The organism is Belliella marina (genome assembly GCF_042682445.1).
Taxonomy (GTDB): domain Bacteria; phylum Bacteroidota; class Bacteroidia; order Cytophagales; family Cyclobacteriaceae; genus Belliella; species Belliella marina.
In genome coordinates, this window is sequence record NZ_JBHUHR010000012.1 from 221,231 (window position 1) to 221,998 (window position 768).

Consider the following 768-nt stretch of genomic DNA (forward strand, 5'->3'; position numbering starts at 1 on the left):
AATCAGGCTGAGCTCCTTGGTGGGATTGGATGTAGGGGAGTCACTACGGGTTCACAATGTTGTGAAAACCCCGGGACGGCCTACGTTTGAAAATGAGGAAGATGCAAACCTGATCGTTTGTAATTCGGATGAAGTCACCTTAAGCGTGCTTTCCCAACCTGGAGATATCGTCAATTGGTATGCCCAACCGATAGGGGGAACATCTTTGGCGACAGGCAATGATTATTTTATAGGAAATGTCAGTAGGAGATCAACCTTTTTTGCAGGTATAACAAGGGATGGCTGTCCGGAAGAATCAGTGCGGGTGGCGGTGACGGTTGACATTGACAGAAACCCTTTGGTATTTGTCAACGGTTCCCAGGTCTTCAATGTCATTGTGGGAGAAAGCCTTCAGCTCCCGGAGGCTTTTGCCGTCAACGAAGATGATTCCACTGTGCCTACTACTTACCAGGGCTTGGATGGGGCGCCATTCTCCTCACCGGATATGGCAGGGCCTTTCCCAAGTGGCGGAAGGTTTGTGTATAGGGCTTCTGCGAGCGGTGCCAATTGTGAGAATTTTGTAGATATTGTTGTAAATGTCCTTGATTTGGAGGATTGTCCTTTGGTATACATCCCACAGTTTGCCAACGATGGGCAGGAATTTACGGAAAGCAGCCTTTTGGGGATCCAGTTGGGGGTAGTCAGCAATCCCATCAATGCCGTTGATGGAGACCTGTCCACTTATTCCCAATTGGAAGAGACGGTAGGTACTTCCCTTCTTGGCCTGAC

The 768-nt window shown here is 49.0% G+C and carries 1 protein-coding gene; it reads left to right on the plus strand.

Annotation, left to right across the window (positions count from 1 at the left end; translation table 11 throughout):
* A partial coding sequence (locus tag ACFSKL_RS04115; protein WP_376883736.1) for an immunoglobulin domain-containing protein occupies positions 1–768 on the plus strand: 768 nt, incomplete at both ends.